Below are 3,336 nucleotides of genomic sequence, written 5' to 3' on the forward strand. Positions count from 1 at the left end.
GGTCAGCGTCGGCAGCAGGTTGAGCTCTTGCATGACCATGCGCACGCCCAACTCTTCGGCCTGGGTGCGGCTGCCTGGACGGTAATCCTGACCGTTGAATTGCATGTGCCCGGCGGTCGGCGTGACCAGCCCACCGATGATCTTCGACAGCGTGCTTTTACCCGCGCCATTCTCGCCGGTCAGCGCCAGCACTTCCCCTCGATTGAGCGTCAGGGTGATGTCGGATAGAACCGGTTGCGCATAAGTCTTGCCGATACCGCTGACCGAGAGGACAGCGTTCGGGGCGGAAGATGACATAGGAAAATCTCCAGGCGTCCGCTCAGGACGAGCGGACGCTATTGGGTGCTGCCAGGATTACTTCTTGAGGACGAGTTCGACCGGGGTTTCGATCACGCCGTCTTTGGCATCGACTTTCTCACCCTTGACCAACTTGAGCGCGTTCTGGATACCGAACACGGCTTGCTGGGCGGCGGCCTGGTCGGCGGTCGCCAGTACACGACCGTCCTGCAGCATCGGCTTGATCGCTTCGATGTTGTCGTAGCCAACCACCAGCACTTTACCCGCCTTGCCTGCCGCGCGTACGGCAGAGACAGCCCCCAGGGCCATGTTGTCGTTGCCGGCCAGCAGCGCCTTGAGGTCTGGATATTCACTCAGCATTGCGGAAGCCACTTTCTGGCCCTGGTCGATTTCCCAGTTGCCGGATTGGGTAGAGACGATCTTCATACCCGCAGCGTCCATCGCATCTTTGTAGCCTGCTGTGCGTTGCTGGGCATTAGTGGTGGTCGGCACGCCTTCGATGATTGCGACCTTGTCGCCCGAGGTCAGTTGCTTGGCCAGGTAGTCACCTACCAGCTTGGAACCTTTGCGGTTGTCCGGGCCTACGAACGGGATGTCGAGGTTTTTGCTTTTCAACACGCCCGGATCAAGGCGGTTGTCGATATTGACGACCTTGATGCCGGCATCCGAGGCTTTTTTCAACACGGTGACCAGTGCCTTGGAGTCAGCTGGCGCGATCACGATGGCGTTTACCTTGGCGAGAATCATCTGGTTGACGATATCGATCTGCGCGCTGGTATCGGTTTCGTTCTTGATGCCGTTGGTGATCATGTCGAAATCGGCGGCGTGTTCTTTCTGGTACGTCTTGGCGCCGTCCTGCATCGTGACAAAGAATTCGTTGGCGAGGGATTTCATGACCAGGCCGACCTTGGGTTTGGCGGCGTCATCGGCAAATGCAGAGGAGAGAGGCAGGGCAGCGGATGCGGCAGCAAGCACAGCGACAGCAAGAAGACGTCCAGCAAATGGCAGCTTCATGGGTTCACTCCGATCTTATGATTATTGTGAGCAACGCTTGCTCCGAAGATCCCTTCGGCAGCCTTCCCACCCGGGCGGCTGATACGAGCGGCCACGATACTCAAGGAGCACTCCGTGAAACATCTCGCAAACGTTTGCGTTACTCAAACTATGAGAACCTTGCCGAGATTTGTCAACGGGTGAGAGCAGTCTTTCACTCAAGGTATTCAGCCACTGCCTCGACGCCCATCCAGTGATGCGTTTAAACATCGTCCTGTCCGGATCGTTCTCTAAAACGACAGGCTGTTACGCCAGGGTCATACACCCGCCATGGATATCCCATCATGATTTTCGGACAACCGAACGAAATACTAGCCCACTGTTCGGAAAGCCGGACAACAGCTCGCTTCATTCATTTATAAATCAAAATTAAATTGTTTTAAATCAATACGTTAATTTATATCCGCACACACAATCCGCCTGGTACAAATCCTGCTCTTTCTCGGAACCTTGAGGCGTTCAGAACCGCCCGGGTGTTCTAGATGAACCTGCACCAGCACTCATCAAAAACCAGAGAGAAAAATAATGAAATCTGCACTGAAGAACATTGTTCCGGGCGCCCTCGCCCTTCTGCTGCTGTTCCCCGTTGCCGCCCAGGCGAAGGAAGCTGAAACCAAGACCAAACTGTCCAACGTGGTGATCCTCGCCACCGGCGGCACCATTGCCGGTGCCGGCGCCAGTGCGGCCAACAGTGCCACATACCAGGCGGCCAAAGTCGGCATCGAACAACTGATCGCCGGCGTTCCTGAGCTTAGCCAGATCGCCAATGTGCGTGGCGAACAAGTGATGCAAATTGCGTCCGAAAGCATCAACAACGAAAACCTGTTGCAACTGGGCCGCCGCGTGGCCGAACTGGCCGACAGCAAGGACGTGGATGGCATCGTGATCACCCACGGCACCGACACCCTGGAAGAAACCGCCTACTTCCTGAACCTGGTCGAAAAAACCGACAAGCCAATCGTTGTGGTCGGTTCGATGCGCCCAGGCACCGCCATGTCGGCTGATGGCATGCTCAACCTGTACAACGCCGTGGCCGTAGCCGGCAGCAAAGATGCGCGCGGCAAAGGTGTGCTGGTCACCATGAACGACGAGATCCAGTCGGGTCGCGATGTCAGCAAGATGATCAACATCAAGACCGAAGCGTTCAAAAGCCCATGGGGCCCGCTGGGTATGGTGGTTGAAGGCAAATCCTACTGGTTCCGCCTACCTGCCAAGCGCCACACCATGGATTCGGAGTTCGACATCAAGACCATCAAGAGCCTGCCGGATGTGGAAATTGCCTATGGCTACGGCAACGTAAGCGACACCGCCGTCAAGGCCCTGGCGCAGGCCGGCGCAAAAGCCATCATCCATGCCGGCACCGGTAATGGTTCGGTGTCTTCCAAGGTCGTTCCTGCCCTGCAGGAACTGCGCAAGCAAGGCGTACAGATCATCCGCTCCTCCCACGTAAATGCCGGCGGTTTCGTTCTGCGCAATGCCGAACAACCTGACGACAAATACGACTGGGTGGCCGCCCATGACCTGAACCCACAGAAAGCCCGCATCCTGGCCATGGTCGCATTGACCAAGACCCAAGACAGCAAAGAGCTGCAGCGGATGTTCTGGGAATACTGATTCGCGCTGACACCTCGATAGGGGCTTGACCGCCCCTATCTCCCCCTCAATCAAAACTCTCGCCCTACACCAATCCTCTTAAACAGCTGTCAGACGAAGTTCTTGAAATTTAAGCAGTTGCGAAATCACTCACAGTTAAATACTGTATGTGCGTACAGCTTATTAAGGATACGTCCGTGGCAAAGTCCTCTTCCGCAACGCCCACACCGCCTGATGCGTACGAACGCCTGGCCCTTCGTGTGCAAAAAATCATCAATTCGACCAACGCCCAGAAAGCCAAGGCCGCGTTGATATTCCGTTTGCCGGATGAACCGGTGAGTGAATGGGAGCGCCTGCTGGAAGAAATCGCGGAGAACGATAACGTCACTCTCG

Annotated in this window: 4 protein-coding genes; 2 read left to right on the top strand and 2 right to left on the bottom strand. The window is 56.1% G+C overall.

Going from position 1 to position 3,336, the window contains the following annotated elements:
• Both ACRESD_RS07965 and ACRESD_RS07970 read right to left on the bottom strand, forming a co-directional pair.
• Window positions 1-297, bottom strand: a 297-nt coding sequence (locus ACRESD_RS07965) for an ATP-binding cassette domain-containing protein (protein ID WP_431750423.1), incomplete at its 3' end; no start/stop codon positions are given.
• A gap of 57 nt (window positions 298-354) precedes the next feature.
• The gene (locus ACRESD_RS07970) at window positions 355-1,311 is read right to left on the bottom strand and encodes a sugar ABC transporter substrate-binding protein (RefSeq protein WP_431750424.1); all 957 of its coding nucleotides are present in this window, start codon (window positions 1,309-1,311) and stop codon (window positions 355-357) included.
• Between the two features lie 564 nt (window positions 1,312-1,875).
• Here ACRESD_RS07970 and ACRESD_RS07975 point away from each other — a divergent pair.
• Both ACRESD_RS07975 and ACRESD_RS07980 read left to right on the top strand, forming a co-directional pair.
• Window positions 1,876-2,964: an asparaginase gene (locus ACRESD_RS07975; RefSeq protein ID WP_065903702.1), complete on the top strand. Its 1,089-nt coding sequence runs from the start codon at window positions 1,876-1,878 to the stop codon at window positions 2,962-2,964.
• Between the two features lie 176 nt (window positions 2,965-3,140).
• The coding region (locus ACRESD_RS07980) for a DUF1654 domain-containing protein (protein WP_431750425.1) at window positions 3,141-3,336 on the top strand (196 nt) is incomplete at its 3' end.

Origin of the sequence: Pseudomonas sp. (assembly GCF_050739995.1) — a bacterium.
Taxonomy (GTDB): domain Bacteria; phylum Pseudomonadota; class Gammaproteobacteria; order Pseudomonadales; family Pseudomonadaceae; genus Aquipseudomonas.